Genomic DNA, 15,430 nt, shown 5'->3' with positions numbered 1-15,430 from the left:
ATATTTCTCATATTTTTTATATTTACTATTCTACACTAATCATTTTGTATTGCATTACTATTTTTAATTCTTAGAAACCGTACGTCTTATTTACACAATAGTCCATATAGCATGTACTCAGGTATTTATTTTTAGTATTATTTCGTCTAAAATAGAAAGATATGAATTTTTAAGATAATTATAATTAAAATTGAAATCTCATTAATTTTGACATGAAGGGATAAGAACATAAATGAATATAGCTAAAGAGTCCATTATAGTGGCTTTCGCATTTGTAGGCGTTGTCGTAGGTGCAGGATTTGCGACTGGTCAAGAAATATTCCAATTTTTCACTAGCCATGGTGTTTATAGTTTAGCTGGCATCATTGTAACAGGAACTATTATTACTCTAGGCGGAATCTTTGTTTTAAAGACAGGTTATCGACTAAAATCAGGTAACCATTCAGAATCAGTACATTATTATTTACATCCAATGATTGCTAAAGTCTTTGATTTAATATTAACTGTTTTTTTATTTTCATTAGCTATTATAATGACAGCTGGCGGAGCCTCTACTATTCATGAGAGCTTCAACGTTCCATACTGGCTGAGTTCATTATTACTAGTCATTCTTATATTATCAACATTATTTTTAAAATTTGACCGTCTCATTGCAGTACTAGGAGGAGTGACACCGTTTCTAGTAGCAGTTGTAACAATGATAGCTATTTATTATTTTGCATCAGGTCATCTTAACTTTAATGCAGCTAACCAATACTCAAATCATCATAAATCTATTTCACCTGGATGGTGGTTTGATGGTATCAATTATGCTAGTTTACAAATTGCGGCTGCGTTCAGTTTCTTCTCAGTTATGGGTGGCAAATTAAAATATCGTCAGTCAGCAACGTATGGCGGACTAATAGGCGGTGTCATCATCACATTTTTAATATTAATGATTAATTTAGGTCTTGTAACTCAATTTAATCAAATTAAAGATGTTACGTTACCTTCCCTATTATTAGCTAAAAATATTTCACCATCCATTGGACTAATTATGTCAGTCATTATGATTTTAGTAATTTATAATACAGTAGTAGGACTTATGTATGCTTTTGCTGCTAGATTTAGTAAACCCTTCTCGAAACGTTATTATATATTGATTATCACAATGGCATTCATTACGTTTATATGCACTTTCGTTGGATTTATATCACTTATTGGAAAAGTATTCCCTATTATGGGGTTATTTGGATTTATACTCCTCATACCTATATTCTATAAAGGGTTCACAAAAAGTTAGAGCATTGTTGCTCTAACTTTTTTTATGTCTAAATTTAATTTTAATATTTAATCACTGACTTTTAGGGAATATTTCAAGTGGAGGTATGTTATATGACTAATCAATTATTTATAAACAATGAATTTATAGAAAGTAATTCAAACGAAACAATGGATGTAATTAATCCAGCAACTGGTGAAAAGATAGATACGATTACATTTGCGACTACTGAGGAAGTTAATGAAGCCATCGAGAAATCTAAACATGCACAATTAGAGTGGGAAAAAGTTCCGCAACCAACTCGTGCCGAACATGTTAAATTATTAATCCCATTACTTGAACAAAATAAAGAAGAACTTGCACAACTTTACGTCAAAGAACAAGGTAAAACATTAGCCGAAGCTCAAGGCGAAATTGATAAATCTGTTCAATTTATTGATTATATGACTAGTTTAAGCATGAGTAATAAAGGCGAAGTTTTACAAAATAGTGTAGAAAATGAAACTATTCAACTCACTAAAAAACCTATCGGCGTAACAGCTGGTATTGTACCTTGGAATGCTCCTATTTTAGTATTATTACGTAAAGTCATTCCTGCTATTGTAACAGGTTGTTCTGTTGTCATTAAACCTAGTGAAGAAACAACATTACTTACCCTACGTTTAGCTGAAATTTTTAAAGCTTCAACGATTCCTGCAGGTTTAATCCAAATCGTCCCAGGTACTGGTGAAACTGTTGGTACACAATTAGCACAACATAAAGATATCAAATTAATATCTTTAACTGGTAGCATGCGTGCCGGTAAAGCCGTATTTGAAAATGCAGCAAACACAGTTAAAAAGGTAAACTTAGAATTAGGTGGAAACGCCCCTGTCCTCGTAACGCCAAATGCAAATATTGATAAAGCTGTGGATTATATTGTAACTGCTCGTATTAAAAATGCAGGCCAAGTATGTACATGTCCTGAGAGAATATTTGTACATGAAGACGTTCATGATGAATTTGTAGAAAAAGTAAAATCTAAAATGGAATCTTTAACTGTAGGAGATCCACTTGATGAAAAAACAGATTTCGGTGCTATTATTAATGAAACTCAATTAAATAGCATTGACGAAAAAGTACAAGATGCTGTTAATAATGGAGCTAAACTTGTATTAGGGGGTCACAAATTAGACCACCCTGGTTATTTCTATGCTCCTACTGTTTTAGATAATGTTAAACAAACAGATAGTGCATTTAAAGAAGAAATATTCGGACCTGTATTAGCAATCACAACATATAATGACTTTAATCAAGTTATTGAAGACGCTAATGATACAAACGCTGGCCTTTCTTCTTATATATTCTCAAATGATTTATCTGAAGTCATGACAGCAACTGAACGTTTAAAATTTGGTGAAGTATATGCCAATTGTGAAGCTGAAGAAGTTGTTAACGGCTACCATGCTGGTTGGAGAGAATCTGGTCTAGGTGGCGCAGATGGTATTCATGGTTTCGAGGAATACTATAATACTACCGTTTCTTATATTAGATATAGTTAAATTGTTTAAATACTCTGCTGTAATTTTATCTAGCACTTCAATTTAATCTCTATTCTTATATAGCAAATGTTTTAAATTTTTATTTAGTGATAAATATACTATATACACAATAAAGGAGCGATGAATTATGGCTGAAGAAATTAAACAAGGTACAAATAAATTTTATGTTGGCGAAGATGAAAACGATCCTAAAGCAGTAATCACATTTAAAACTGCAGAAAATAATGAAATTGATATTGATCATACTGGTGTTTCTGATGAACTTGGTGGACAAGGACTTGGAAAAAAATTAGTATATCAAGTTGTAGACTATGCTCGTAAAAACAATTTAAAAATTATTGCTTCTTGTCCATTCGCAAAAGATGTTCTTGAAAAAGATGATAGCGTACAAGACGTATATTTAGGTTAAATTGATAAAGTAGAAGTAATAAGAGGGATAAATGTTTATTTCAATTTATCCCTCTTTTTTAAACTTTTATCTTGAATATACTTTTTATATCAGTTATAATAAATATATTCAAAAGAGAGAAAAGCGGGGAATTAACTATGACATTTCATGATAAAACTGCAACACAAATTACAAATATCAATTTAAACGTCAAAGATTTAAACACAATGATTGATTACTATACAAACATTTTAGGATTTAATGTATTATCACAAAGCGACGAACAAGCTATTCTGGCAATTGGTAAAAGTGGACACACTTTAACTTTAAATGTACTTAAAGATGGCAGACAACCTAGTGCATCAGAAGCCGGACTATTCCATATTGCTTACTTACTTCCTACTGATACTGACTTAGCTAACTTCTTATATTACGTAGCTAATAAAGGTATGAGAATTGGTGCTGGAGATCATCTTGTAAGCCAAGCACTTTATTTCGCTGATCCAGAAGGAAATGGCATTGAAATTTATAGTGACCGTCCAAAAGATGGTTGGATTTGGAATGACGGATTCGTCAAAATGGATACTTTAGAAGTAGATGGACCTACATTATTATTAGAAAGAACAGAAGATGGCTGGGATGGTATGCCTGATGGTGCTAAAATCGGACATTTACATTTAAAAACTAATAGTTTAGAAGATGCTAAATCATTCTATATAGATCAAATTGGTTTTGAACATATTTCTAAATTCCCACAAGCACTATTTATGTCTACTAATAAATATCATCATCATTTAGCTGCTAACACTTGGCAATCAAGTAAAAAACGTGAAGATAATGATAATAGCTATGGATTATCTGGATTTGATATTTATAAACCTAATCAATCAAGCGAAATTTTAACTTCACCTGAAGGACTTACTGTACAATTACATTCAAATGAATCAAAAGTACCACAACAATAACTTCAATATAAACATAAAGCCAGTCCAAGACATTGTTTAAGTCTTGGACTGGCTCTTATTATATATTCACAAACCTCAGAAAGTATTAATATAATCCATTAGTTTCATTTGAAGTATCGATATAAATATTTTTTACTTGCTGATAGTTTTTAATTGCGTCTTTGTAAACTTCACGACCGATACCTGATTTTTTATATCCGCCGAATGGTGCGCCAGCTGGAATTTGGTTATACGTATTGATCCAGATACGACCTGTACGCATTGCTTTAGCTACATTTAATGCACGGTTTAAATTAGTTGTAAAGATACCACCAGCTAGTCCATATTCTGAATCATTAGCAATATCAATTGCTTCTTGTTCATCATCAAATTTTTCAACTACTAATACAGGACCAAAAATTTCTTCTTGTGCTAATCGATGACTATTATCTTTTAATTCAATAATTGTTGGTTCAAAGAAGAAACCTTTATCTCGTCCATTATCAGTAAGGCGATGACCACCTGTTACAATGTTAGCACTTGAATCTTCTTCAGCTAGTTTGACATAGTTTTGGATTTTTTCTAGTTGTTCTTCACCAGTTTGACTTCCCATTTTAACATCATCTGCAAATGGGTCACCTACTTTAATATTTTCAAATGCTTCTTTTAATTTTGGTAATAATTTATCATAAACTGATGATTGGACAAGTAATCTAGATCCAGCACTACATACCTCACCTTGGTTGAATAGAATACCTAATTGAACACCTTCGATAACTTGATCAATATTAGCATCATCAAAGATGATATTAGCACTTTTACCACCAAGTTCTAATGTAGTTGGTACAATACGTTCAGCACCTGCTTTAGCTACGCCATAACCAACGTCTGTAGAACCAGTGAATGATAATTTATCAACGCCTTCATGATTGAATATAGCATCACCAGATTCAGAACCTTTACCAGTTAATACGTTAACAACACCTTTAGGCAATACTTCTTGGAATATTTTAGCTAATTCAATTAATGTTAAAGGTGTTGATGATGATGGTTGAATGACAACAGTATTACCTGCAGCAAGTGCTGGTCCTAATTTCCATGATACAAGTAAAATTGGGAAGTTCCATGCCACAACTGCACCTACAACACCAACTGGTTCATTTACTACTAAACTCATAGTATTTTGATCAATTTCATTGACTGAACCTTCATCAGTAGTTAAAACACTTGCGAAATATTTAAATTGGTTAGCCGCCATAGGTACATCTATAGTAGATGTTTCACGATAAGGTTTACCATTTTGTAATGATTCGATAGTTGCTAATCGTTCAGCATTTTCATGAATTTTACGACTAATTTCTAATAAATAGTCAGCACGTTCTTCTTTAGAGATTTTACTCCAAGCATCAAAAGCTTCAGTAGCCGCTGTTACTGCTTTATCAACGTCACCTTTACCTGCTTTAGCTACTTGAGCTAATTCTTCTCCATTTGCTGGATTAGAAACTGTTAATGTTTCTCCACTTTCACTTTTATGAAACTCGTTATTTATAAATAAGCCATAGCTTTCATCTATATAATCTCTTACGTTAATATTTGCCATCGTATCCCGTCCTTTTATAATTTTTGAAATACTGTAGAAAATGTATTAAACAATATATAAAGTTATATCGAAAATGTAAACGTTTACTTTTCCTTAGTTATCATTCTACATCCATACGCTATGATTAAAAAATAATGTGCTCATAAGGATGTACACTTTAAGTTTACCCTGCAACATATGATTCTACTCATCAACGCAAAATAAGAGCGATGATTGAAATAATAATTAAATCGAATTATTTCTCATCGCTATTTCTTCATTTAAAAATATTTATTTACTCAAACCACTCAATGACATCGTTATAATTTTGACGAACTTTACCGTGTGGTGGCTCATCAGCACGATAACCAAATGCTGCCATTACAGAAATACCAAAATGATCTGTATCTAAAATACCTTCATCTTTTAAAAGGGCTGTCACTTCATCTAAATCAAAGCCTTCCATTGGACAAGAATCAATACCTAAAAGCGCTGCACTTGTCATCATATTTGCTAAAGCAATGTATGTTTGTTTACTTGCCCAATCAAACAATGTTCTTTCGCTATCATTAATATGGAAATTAGTTTGGAAATTATCAAATTTTTCATAAACTGCTGGTAGTGTACTTTCCTTATAACCTTTAACACCTTTTACTAAATCTTGAACGAATTGAGATTGAGACGTTACATTTTTACGCGCAAGTACGATTACAAAATGGCTTGCTGAATCAAGTTGTTTTTGAGCGCCCCAACTGTAAGGTTTCAATTTGTCTCTCAATACTTTATTTTGCACAACTACAAACTTCCATGGTTCTAAACCTAATGAACTTGGTGACAATCTTCCCGCTTCCAAAATTGTTTCAAAATCTTCTTTTGGAATGATTTTTTCAGGATCAAATTGTTTTGTTGCATGTCTAAAATTAAACGCATCTATAATTGTTTGATTCATATTACTCATAAAGGTACCTCCATATTATTATTATGGATATTATATCTTAAAAGATGCCCTCTCTAAAATAATTGAACTAATTCATATTTTAATGCTTGTTAACATACATTTGTAATTAAACATATAAAACTATTTCTATTCAGATTTCAAAAAAACTAATTTTTAACTTGATTTGTGAAAAGATTCACAATATAATGTGGATGTAGGTTATAGTTTTACTTATTTTTTATATCATACTATTTGTTAAACTACTTTTTATAATTTTTTGAAATGGGGTAATTTCATTATGACAAGAATAATGTTTTTCGGTACTAGAGAATATGAGAAAGAAATGGCGTTAAACTGGGGTAAAAAGAATAATATAGAAGTCACTACTTCACCTGAATTACTTAGCAAAGACACTGTTGATCAACTTAAAGATTATGATGGTGTTACGACAATGCAATTCGGTAAACTTGAAGACGAAGTTTATCCTAAATTAGAATCTTATGGCATTAAACAAATTGCACAGCGAACTGCTGGATTCGATATGTACGATTTAGAATTAGCTAAAAAGCACGGTATCATTATTTCAAATGTACCTAGTTATTCACCTGAAACTATTGCTGAATACTCTGTATCAATAGCATTACAATTAGTACGTAAATTCCCTGCTATTGAAAAACGTGTACAAAATCACGATTTCACTTGGGCAGCACCTATTATGTCACGTCCTGTTAAAAACATGACTGTAGCTATTATCGGTACTGGACGTATTGGTGCAGCAACTGCGAAAATCTATGCTGGTTTCGGTGCAAAAATCATTGGTTATGATGCTTATCCAAATGAGTCACTCGATTTCTTAGAGTACAAAGATTCAGTAGAAGAAGCTATTAAAGATGCTGATATTATTTCTTTACATGTACCAGCAAATAAAGATAGCTATCACTTATTTGATAAAGATATGTTTGCCAAAGTAAAAGAAGGTGCCGTGCTAGTTAATGCTGCTCGTGGTGCCGTATTAGATACAAAAGCTTTAATTGACGCTGTTAATAATGGTCCTTTATATGGAGCAGCTGTTGATACTTATGAATTTGAATCACCTTACTTCACATTTGATTGGACTAATAAAAAAGTTGAAGATGAAACGTTATTAGAACTCATTGAAAATGAAAATATTTTATTAACACCTCACATCGCTTTCTTCTCTGATGAAGCCGTTCAAAATCTTGTAGAAGGTGGATTAAATGCTTCATTATCAGTTATCAATACAGGTACTTGTGATACACGTTTAAATTAAGTATATAAATAAAATGCGACGAAGTGATTCATTTAGAGTCAGTTCGTCGCATTTTTATTATTTATGATTATCAAGTACCATTGTTTCAATTGTTGTTAACACGCCTTGCTCATCATTACTTGGTGCAACGTCATACGCTATATCAAACAATGAGTCGTCTTGACTATTTTTCATGACATAACTATATTGCGCTAGTTCTAGCATGTCCTTATCATTATTTGCATCACCAAAAGCCATCAATTCAGAAGGTTCTAATCCCCATAATTCAAGCAATCTATGTAAAGCTTGTCCCTTTGTCATATTTGGCATAATAATATCAATACTATCATGACCACTTGATACTAATTTGATAGTTTCTAGGAAACGTTCTTGTAAATCTTTATCTAATTGTGGATGTGTTTCTCTATTAATGTTTAAAGCTATTTTGACATATTCATCTTCAGGTAAATTTTGTAATTGAGATATTTCGCTTAATTGATGGTAATAAAATTTTGTATCCTCTTTAAAATCTTCTTGTGTGTCTTCTAAAATATAGGCACTTTCTAAACCACATACAACTAATTGATCAATTTGTCTTTCTAAATTTAAATAATCAATGACGTCTTGATAATCTTGATGATTAAAACTTCGATATTGATATAATTCGTTACCTTTATATATCACTGCGCCATTTTCTGAAATAAAAAACATGTCTCTCTCACCAAAAATAGACTTTAACTTTGCATATTGATTTCCACTAGCAGCTATAAATTCTATGCCTTTACCTTTTAATGCTTTAAAAATTCGTTCGAAACGTTCTTTATCGAATTGTTTTTTTGAATCTAAAAATGTCCCATCCATATCAACGGCAATTGCTTTAATCACATGTAGTCCCCCTATCTCATCTTTATCCTAATTATAGACAACATTTCAAAGACAATGAAGATGACCTATTCAGACTGAAACTATATTCACAATTTGAAATTACTTTCATTATTGAAAAATAAAAATGATGAACACCTTCACCATTGATTCATAAGAAGTTGTTCATCATCTAAATATCTTTTCTATTTAATTTCTTTCGCGACAAATATTTTACGTTTTTCCCAAACTCCAGTTTCTTTATTATAATTATCACAAGTAATCAATGTTAATTGATTTTTTTCACCTTTGTGTTCATCTAATACTTTCACATCAGATGGATCAACATCTCTTATACTTGTCATTTTATATTTTCGTGTCTCATTACCAACTTTAAAGTAAACTTTACTTCCCTTTTTGGCAGCTTTCAAATTAGTAAATTGATAATGTGGTCTGTCAGTAAATGTATGACCTGCAATAGAAATATTTTGATCGCTTAGAGATTCGTTACCTTCCGCAAAGCTAACACCACGATTTAATTGTTCTGGTGTAGCTGGGCCAGGGTAAACTGGCTCTTCAATTTCAGCATCTGGTACTTTAATATATCCAGCCATTTTAGATTTATCCTTAGGAATTTCCACTGCTTTATTTTTAGAATGATTGTTTTGTTTACTTTCTGTTTTATCATATTTTTCGATTTTATCGCTATTATCTTTTTCATGGAAATAATTATCAATATATGGTTTAGCAAATAAATATATTGCTACTAATATTAAAATGACACCGACTATAGTCATTAATCGATTTGTCCATTTTTTCATAAATGTTTCTCCTTTAACTAAAAACGATATCATTGAGACCAAATTTAGCTATACTTTTATTTTGCTTTTAGTATATCATTAAACATTGTTCACTACATCATCTTTGAATAAAATTTTGTTTTCATTTAATGATACAAAATTCAAAATATATAAATCTTGCAATCTTTATTTAAATAGTTTCTAATTGATTGAGAGGTGATTAAGATGATTAGAGAAGCGCAAAAATCAGATTTAGAGGCTATATTAACTATATATAATGATGCGATTATTAATACTACTGCAGTATATACGTATGAACCCACAACTATAGAAGAACGTATTCAATGGCTTGAAAATAAAAAACAGAAAAATGAACCTGTTTTTGTTTTTGAAGAAGATAATATCGTTCAAGGATTTGCAACTTATGGTTCTTTCAGAGATTGGCCTGCATACCTATATAGTATTGAACATTCAATTTATGTTCACCCTGACTATAGAAATAGTGGTATTGCGTCACAATTATTATCAAAATTAATTGAGGAAGCACAACAAAGTGGCTATCGTACAATTGTTGCAGGTATAGATGCTTCAAATATAGGTAGCATAAAATTACATGAGAAATTTAATTTCAATCATGCTGGCACTATTAAGCAAGTAGGTTATAAATTTGAACAATGGCTTGACCTTGCTTTTTATCAACTTGATTTATATAACATAAAATGAGATTAAGTCAGATTGAATATCCATTACTTAACCTCACTAGCTTTCCCTATTTTCAATAACAAAACGAATGTAATAAAACATGAACACAATGATCATACTTAGCGATAATGATTTGAATAATAAATTCACCCAAGTTCCCTCTGATGTCCACAAATACGTTATCGTTGTGTTAATGATGAATGCTATAAAAATTAAAGTTAAACGTAGCATTGCACCAGCCCCTTTAAAATTATTTTATTTATTGGGATGTGCAATTGCAATAAGTTTTTTTAATCTTCAGAAAAAATAAATAATTATATTTCCATATATTAATAAAAACATATGAAAAAAGCACTTAAGTACCAGAGTTATCCGGCACTTAAGTGCTAAATTATGATTAATGAATTAGTTGTTTTTTACCATATCTTCAGCTTCACCAAAGATTTTACGTTTAATTTCTTCACCAGTTGGTGTTCCTGCTAAACCACCTAAACCAGTTTCACGTAATGATGCTGGTAAATTTCTACCAATTTTATCCATAGCGCTAATCACTTCGTCAACAGGTATTCTACTTTCAACACCTGCTAATGCAAGGTCAGCTGAAATTAACCCATTACCTGAACCAATTGCATTTCTCATAACACAAGGAATTTCTACTAGTCCAGCAACTGGGTCACAAACTAGACCTAACAAGTTACTGATAGCTAATGCCATTGCATGACCTGATGCTTCTGGAGAACCACCAAAAATTGCTACTGCTGCTGCAGCTGCCATTGCTGATGCAGAACCTACTTCTGCTTGGCAACCACCTGTTGCACCTGCAACACTAGCATTATTAGCAACTACTCTTCCGAATAATGCTGCTGTAAATAAGAAATCTACCATTTGATCTTCAGTAATATTATGCGTTTTTTCTAATTTAAATAGTACGCCTGGGATTGTACCCGACGATCCAGCTGTAGGTGTTGCACAAATGATACCCATTGCTGCATTGACTTCATTAGTTGCTACCGCACCTTTAACTGCTTCAATCATTTCATGACCTGATAGCGCATGATTATTTTCGTTATAATCACGTAGTTTTGCTGCGTCATGTCCAGTATAGCCTGTAACACTTTCTACACCTTCGCCCGTAGTACCTTTAACTACAGCATCTCTCATTACTTCTAAGTTTTGTCTCATGTTTTCACGTACTTCATCACGTGAAAGTCCTTTAAGTTCCATTTCTTCTTGGATCATGATTTCTGCAAAGGACATATCTTTTTCAACTGCATAATCTATAGTTTCTCTAATTGAATCAAACATTTTGAATCCCCCTTAATTAATATAGGAAACGGTAAAATCACTGTATTTGTCTCTTAATGTGTCTAATGCTGATTCTTTGATTGCTTTATTTAATGGTAACACTACTAAGCTTTTATCATCATTAATTTGAGTTAATTCATCTTTGTATTCAATTGACATATCGTTTAAATCGTTAATCAAATGATTGATTTGCGCTTTATCTGCCGGTCCATCTACAGTTAAAATCGGTAAACCATGATTCATTTTCGTTTCTAAACCATTAACATGGATACCTTTTATCTTGATAGTTCCGCCACCAATTGAAATACCGATAACTTCTATATAGCGTCCGTTTGCATCTTTAGCTTTGATGAAAGCACAGTTTGGATGTTCTCCAATACTTTCTCCTTCATCTTCAATAATTTCTACTTCAATGCCTTCTTCTTCTGCGATGTCTAATGCTTTTTTAATTCTATTATCAAATGTACTATAACCCATTGCACCACCGACAACTGCAACATCTGTGCCATGCCCTTGATGTGTTTTGGCAAATGATTCATAATAACGAATTTCTAAACTTTTAGGTACATCACCTAAAACCGCTCTTGCTGAGTTTCCGATTTTTACTGCTCCGGCTGTGTGAGAGCTTGATGGACCCATCATAACTGGTCCAATAATGTCAAACGCACTTTGATAATCATAGCTTTTAGCCATCACTAAACACTCTCCTTAAGTTTGTTCTTTTTGCTCGGTACATTTAAACTTAAATTCATTAAATTGAATTTTTTAATAATCATACTCATGATGAACGCTAGTATTATACTTACAATAGCTACAATTACAATTGTAATAATCGCTCTAACTGGTTGGTTGAAACCGAATAATACGATCGCACCAGCAATTGGTGTTGCCATACCTTTAACGCCGATGACTACGCCCATAAATGTCACGATACAAGCGTTAACCATACCTATTATTGCATTTGAACCGTAAAGCTGTACTGGATATTGTGCGATTAAATCAATTTGAGTTAATGGTTCAATACCAACTGCAAATGCTTTAGACTTACCACCAATGTGTAATCTACTGAATAATACGTAGTTTACAAATGAACTTCCCATACATGTCATTGCACCAATTGCCATCGGTACTCCTGTTAGTCCTAATAAGCTTGTTAATACCATTGAACTTAATGGTGTCATACCTGTTACTGGTATTACCAGTCCTAAGATAATTGCTAGTGCATATGGGTTATTGTCGCCAACTGAAGTTACCGCACTACCAATTTGTTTAAGTGTAGCCATTACTCCTGGTGTAATAACGCTTGCTAAACCAAATGTAATTGCTGGAGCCAATAAAATAACAACAATTAAATCTAGTCCTTCTGGAACTTTTTTCTCTATTAATTTAATTCCAAAAGCCACAATATACGCTGCAATAAATGCTGGTAATAATTTGAAATCATGTAATACTAAACCAACAATAACTGCAAACACTGGAGATACGCCTAAATTTAAACAAGTTAGTATACCTACTGCTATACCACTTAAGCTTCCTGCTAAATCACCAATTTCTTGCAAAAATTTAATGTGGAATACGCCACCAATTGCATAACTTAAAAACGCTTGAGGTAAAAACGTTGCACAAGCAGCTCCTGATAAAGCTTGCAACCCCTGTTTACCGTATGGCGCGAATTTTAAGAATAGCGTCATAATTACAAGTACTAATACTAAAGTACCCACTCCTAAGATAATATTCATTTCCCCAAAACCTCACTTTTATATTTTTAAGCCATAGTTATCGTACACCCTTAAGAAAGCGATTTCAACAACTAAAAAGGTTTAATTAAGACTAAAATGTGAAATCATTCACGAATTAATTGTAAAATGCACATTATATAAACTTAATACGTTTATATAGTAATTCTATTAGTGGTTTGTATTTTACATGAAAATAAATCTAATTGTAAAATCACTCTATTTCGTGTAACATTTTTACAACCATAATGGCGACTTAACTATTCTAACGCTTATACACTAAATTTGTAACAAATTGCTCACAATTTTTTAGAGATTTTTATCACAAATTTGTGTAATAAATAATTATAAAGTGAATTCTTACATTATACTAAGGTTTTACACTTAATCAAAACGTTTCATACCTTCTCATTCCATTAATAATTACCATAATTAAATAAAACGGCGTGGTTACAAATTTCATTTTGCACCACACCACTTCATAATTTATATTATCGAATTAACTTTGCTGTTATGTCTTTAGTTTGTTTATAGATATCTTTATATATATTGAAATAATATTGATATTGATGATGTCTGTCTATATTAGGTTCGAACGTTGTATCTGTTTGAATAAATTGCTCAACACATTCTTCAATAGAGTTATACCAACCTAATCCATATGCTGCAAGTATAGCAGCTCCCATGCTTGGTCCTTCTTCGTGTTTTAATTTTTTAACTGATGTATTGAAAACATCAGCTTGTAATTGTAACCAAAAATCACTTTTTGATCCGCCACCGATAGAAACTACGGCATTTATGTCTTTACCTTCTTGTCGAATCAATTGTATAGATTCATACAGTGAATACGTAATGCCTTCAATCGTTGCTCTAACAAAATCTGAATGTTGATGTTGATCACTGATACCAATAAAACTTCCTCTAATTAGTGCATCACCATGTGGTGTACGTTCTCCAGCTATATATGGGGTAAATAGCAATCCATTGGCACCTATCCTAGATTGTGATGCTAGTTTTATAAGGTTGTCGAAGCTTTCATTTTCAAAGAACGTATCTTTTAACCAATTTAAACTATGACCTGCTGCTAAAGTTACGCCCATCGCATAATAAGTGTTAGGAATTGCATGATTAAAGAAATGAAGATTATTTCCATATTCTGTTACACTTTGATGTTCTACATTTAATATCACACCTGACGTACCAATACTACACAACGTTTCTCTATCATGAATAATACCTGCCCCTAAGGCACCACATGCGTTATCTGCACCTCCAGCAAAAACAGCTACGTCTTCATTTAAACCTAGCTCACTAGCAATTGAAGGTAATAAATAGCCTACACTCTCATGTGAATTAATAAGTGGCGGATATATATCACCAATTTCAAACTTATCGCCAATATCTTTATTCCATTGATTAGTCTTAGGATCTAATATCAATGTTCCAGCAGCGTCACTATATTCCATATGAATTTGACCAGTAAGTCGATAACGCAAATAATCCTTAGGTAACATAAAGCGATCAACCTGTTTCCAAATATCTGGCTCATGTTGTTGCACCCATAACATCTTCGGTAATGTGAACCCTTCTAAAACAGGGTTACCATTTACTCTATTACCTAATTTGTTGATAATTTGCTTACATTGCTCTGAATTTCTTGTATCATTCCACAATATTGCGTTTCGTAATACGTTACTTTGTTGGTCAATCATGACTAAACCATGCATTTGTCCTGAAAATGACATACCTTTGACTACGGTATCTTTCATTTTAGAAGATGCTAGTAAACTAGAGATGGCATCTTTTGTTGATTGAAACCATTCTTCAGGATCTTGTTCGCTGTAACCATTATGTTCTTGTATTAATGATAACGATGAATTGGTCACATCAAGAACATTACCTTGTCGATTTACTGCTATCACTTTAACAGAACTTGTGCCTAAATCTACTCCGAGTACTATTTCATCCATTTATCTCACACCTTTTATTTTATAACATTAAACGATATATTTACTGGTGTTGCCTTAGATAATCAATACAACTCTATCTAATTGATATTTCATACTGTTTCATCTTAATATACACACTAAAAACTGTCTATTTAAT

15 protein-coding genes are annotated in these 15,430 nt (G+C 32.1%); 6 read left to right on the top strand and 9 right to left on the bottom strand.

Annotated elements, in window-relative coordinates; genetic code table 11:
- Nucleotides 1-232 precede the first annotated feature (232 nt).
- The 4 genes from NSQ15_RS01820 to NSQ15_RS01805 all read left to right on the top strand — a co-directional run bounded on the left by NSQ15_RS01820 (nucleotide 233) and on the right by NSQ15_RS01805 (nucleotide 4,155).
- Nucleotides 233-1,282, top strand: coding sequence for a YkvI family membrane protein (locus tag NSQ15_RS01820; RefSeq protein ID WP_154874044.1), 1,050 nt, complete (start codon nucleotides 233-235; stop codon nucleotides 1,280-1,282).
- A gap of 92 nt (nucleotides 1,283-1,374) precedes the next feature.
- Nucleotides 1,375-2,802 (top strand): aldehyde dehydrogenase, encoded by a 1,428-nt coding sequence (gene aldA, locus NSQ15_RS01815; protein WP_070453208.1) that lies wholly within the window; start codon nucleotides 1,375-1,377, stop codon nucleotides 2,800-2,802.
- A gap of 127 nt (nucleotides 2,803-2,929) precedes the next feature.
- Nucleotides 2,930-3,211: a GNAT family N-acetyltransferase gene (locus NSQ15_RS01810; RefSeq protein ID WP_154835363.1), complete on the top strand. Its 282-nt coding sequence runs from the start codon at nucleotides 2,930-2,932 to the stop codon at nucleotides 3,209-3,211.
- 137 nt (nucleotides 3,212-3,348) lie between these two features.
- Nucleotides 3,349-4,155: a VOC family protein gene (locus NSQ15_RS01805; protein WP_154835365.1), complete on the top strand. Its 807-nt coding sequence runs from the start codon at nucleotides 3,349-3,351 to the stop codon at nucleotides 4,153-4,155.
- Between the two features lie 85 nt (nucleotides 4,156-4,240).
- Here the strand turns inward: NSQ15_RS01805 and NSQ15_RS01800 are convergent, their stop codons facing one another.
- Nucleotides 4,241-5,734: an aldehyde dehydrogenase family protein gene (locus tag NSQ15_RS01800; protein WP_154874040.1), complete on the bottom strand. Its 1,494-nt coding sequence runs from the start codon at nucleotides 5,732-5,734 to the stop codon at nucleotides 4,241-4,243.
- A gap of 274 nt (nucleotides 5,735-6,008) precedes the next feature.
- Nucleotides 6,009-6,671 carry an NAD(P)H-dependent oxidoreductase gene (locus NSQ15_RS01795; protein WP_046467009.1) on the bottom strand — a complete coding sequence of 221 codons (663 nt, stop codon included), beginning with the start codon at nucleotides 6,669-6,671 and terminating at the stop codon, nucleotides 6,009-6,011.
- A 277-nt stretch (nucleotides 6,672-6,948) separates the two neighbouring features.
- Between NSQ15_RS01795 and NSQ15_RS01790 the strand changes: the two genes are divergently transcribed.
- Nucleotides 6,949-7,941: a D-lactate dehydrogenase gene (locus NSQ15_RS01790; RefSeq protein ID WP_017636549.1), complete on the top strand. Its 993-nt coding sequence runs from the start codon at nucleotides 6,949-6,951 to the stop codon at nucleotides 7,939-7,941.
- A gap of 57 nt (nucleotides 7,942-7,998) precedes the next feature.
- On the opposite strand, the gene NSQ15_RS01785 is transcribed toward NSQ15_RS01790, so the two are convergent.
- Together NSQ15_RS01785 and srtA are read right to left on the bottom strand one after the other, a co-directional pair.
- On the bottom strand, nucleotides 7,999-8,805 hold the full coding sequence (locus tag NSQ15_RS01785; RefSeq protein WP_340746889.1) for a Cof-type HAD-IIB family hydrolase: 807 nt from the start codon (nucleotides 8,803-8,805) through the stop codon (nucleotides 7,999-8,001).
- 182 nt (nucleotides 8,806-8,987) lie between these two features.
- Complete coding sequence (gene srtA, locus NSQ15_RS01780; RefSeq protein WP_154835369.1) at nucleotides 8,988-9,602, bottom strand: class A sortase SrtA; 615 nt, start codon at nucleotides 9,600-9,602, stop codon at nucleotides 8,988-8,990.
- A gap of 204 nt (nucleotides 9,603-9,806) precedes the next feature.
- Between srtA and NSQ15_RS01775 the strand changes: the two genes are divergently transcribed.
- Nucleotides 9,807-10,304, top strand: a complete 498-nt coding sequence (locus NSQ15_RS01775) for a GNAT family N-acetyltransferase (protein ID WP_029056095.1) — start codon at nucleotides 9,807-9,809, stop codon at nucleotides 10,302-10,304.
- 36 nt (nucleotides 10,305-10,340) lie between these two features.
- Here the strand turns inward: NSQ15_RS01775 and NSQ15_RS01770 are convergent, their stop codons facing one another.
- The 5 genes from NSQ15_RS01770 to xylB all read right to left on the bottom strand — a co-directional run bounded on the left by NSQ15_RS01770 (nucleotide 10,341) and on the right by xylB (nucleotide 15,294).
- The gene (locus NSQ15_RS01770; protein WP_096807728.1) at nucleotides 10,341-10,514 is read right to left on the bottom strand and encodes a hypothetical protein; all 174 of its coding nucleotides are present in this window, start codon (nucleotides 10,512-10,514) and stop codon (nucleotides 10,341-10,343) included.
- Between the two features lie 174 nt (nucleotides 10,515-10,688).
- Nucleotides 10,689-11,588, bottom strand: a complete 900-nt coding sequence (sdaAA, locus tag NSQ15_RS01765; RefSeq protein WP_017636553.1) for an L-serine ammonia-lyase, iron-sulfur-dependent, subunit alpha — start codon at nucleotides 11,586-11,588, stop codon at nucleotides 10,689-10,691.
- 12 nt (nucleotides 11,589-11,600) lie between these two features.
- Nucleotides 11,601-12,281 (bottom strand): L-serine ammonia-lyase, iron-sulfur-dependent subunit beta, encoded by a 681-nt coding sequence (gene sdaAB / locus NSQ15_RS01760; protein ID WP_017636554.1) that lies wholly within the window; start codon nucleotides 12,279-12,281, stop codon nucleotides 11,601-11,603.
- Between the two features lie 2 nt (nucleotides 12,282-12,283).
- The gene (locus NSQ15_RS01755; protein ID WP_017636555.1) at nucleotides 12,284-13,327 is read right to left on the bottom strand and encodes a PTS sugar transporter subunit IIC; all 1,044 of its coding nucleotides are present in this window, start codon (nucleotides 13,325-13,327) and stop codon (nucleotides 12,284-12,286) included.
- A gap of 488 nt (nucleotides 13,328-13,815) precedes the next feature.
- The gene (gene xylB / locus NSQ15_RS01750; RefSeq protein WP_154835371.1) at nucleotides 13,816-15,294 is read right to left on the bottom strand and encodes a xylulokinase; all 1,479 of its coding nucleotides are present in this window, start codon (nucleotides 15,292-15,294) and stop codon (nucleotides 13,816-13,818) included.
- Between the last annotated feature and the right edge of the window lie 136 nt (nucleotides 15,295-15,430).

This window comes from Staphylococcus sp. FSL W8-0774 (genome assembly GCF_038006785.1).
GTDB lineage: Bacteria > Bacillota > Bacilli > Staphylococcales > Staphylococcaceae > Staphylococcus > Staphylococcus pasteuri.
The sequence above is the reverse complement of the archived record's forward strand: the minus strand, read 5'-3'. Positions and strand labels throughout refer to the sequence as shown.

Coding starts and splice junctions, on each gene's coding strand:
- NSQ15_RS01820 (WP_154874044.1), top strand. CDS start 233: ATGAATATAGCTAAAGAGTCCATTATAGTGGCTTTCGCATTTGTAGGC.
- aldA (WP_070453208.1), top strand. CDS start 1,375: ATGACTAATCAATTATTTATAAACAATGAATTTATAGAAAGTAATTCA.
- NSQ15_RS01810 (WP_154835363.1), top strand. CDS start 2,930: ATGGCTGAAGAAATTAAACAAGGTACAAATAAATTTTATGTTGGCGAA.
- NSQ15_RS01805 (WP_154835365.1), top strand. CDS start 3,349: ATGACATTTCATGATAAAACTGCAACACAAATTACAAATATCAATTTA.
- NSQ15_RS01800 (WP_154874040.1), bottom strand. CDS start 5,734: ATGGCAAATATTAACGTAAGAGATTATATAGATGAAAGCTATGGCTTA.
- NSQ15_RS01795 (WP_046467009.1), bottom strand. CDS start 6,671: ATGAGTAATATGAATCAAACAATTATAGATGCGTTTAATTTTAGACAT.
- NSQ15_RS01790 (WP_017636549.1), top strand. CDS start 6,949: ATGACAAGAATAATGTTTTTCGGTACTAGAGAATATGAGAAAGAAATG.
- srtA (WP_154835369.1), bottom strand. CDS start 9,602: ATGAAAAAATGGACAAATCGATTAATGACTATAGTCGGTGTCATTTTA.
- NSQ15_RS01775 (WP_029056095.1), top strand. CDS start 9,807: ATGATTAGAGAAGCGCAAAAATCAGATTTAGAGGCTATATTAACTATA.
- NSQ15_RS01770 (WP_096807728.1), bottom strand. CDS start 10,514: ATGCTACGTTTAACTTTAATTTTTATAGCATTCATCATTAACACAACG.
- sdaAA (WP_017636553.1), bottom strand. CDS start 11,588: ATGTTTGATTCAATTAGAGAAACTATAGATTATGCAGTTGAAAAAGAT.
- sdaAB (WP_017636554.1), bottom strand. CDS start 12,281: ATGGCTAAAAGCTATGATTATCAAAGTGCGTTTGACATTATTGGACCA.
- NSQ15_RS01755 (WP_017636555.1), bottom strand. CDS start 13,327: ATGAATATTATCTTAGGAGTGGGTACTTTAGTATTAGTACTTGTAATT.
- xylB (WP_154835371.1), bottom strand. CDS start 15,294: ATGGATGAAATAGTACTCGGAGTAGATTTAGGCACAAGTTCTGTTAAA.